At 49.7% G+C, this 326-nt stretch carries 1 pseudogene; it reads right to left on the reverse strand.

Annotated elements, in window-relative coordinates:
• Positions 1-326: pseudogene (locus PGX78_RS09270) on the reverse strand (efflux RND transporter periplasmic adaptor subunit); the annotation flags it as partial.

Genomic DNA, 326 nt, shown 5'->3' on the forward strand with positions numbered 1-326 from the left:
TTGACCATTTCCAAGTATTCGGCTTCACTGATTGTAAAATCGACGAATACGGGATTATTGGATGAAATAGTGACTAAAGCCGTGCCTCCGGCTGTCGCGAAGGTACCGATCGGTACATCGTCAACGTTCAGCGTCCCGCTGAAAGGAGCATACACAATAGTATCGTCCATATTATCCTGTGCCGCCGCTACCTGTGCTTCTTGAGCCTGCAACACGGCATTTTGTTGGGCCGTAGCAGCTTCCTGATCCGTCACGGTCTGCATGGCAATAGCATCTTCATCAGCCAAAGTCTGGTAACGACGCAAGTTAAGTTCCTGGTTGGCAAG

The organism is Megasphaera sp. AF13-6AC (genome assembly GCF_027685385.1).
Classification (GTDB): Bacteria; Bacillota; Negativicutes; order Veillonellales; family Megasphaeraceae; genus Megasphaera; species Megasphaera micronuciformis.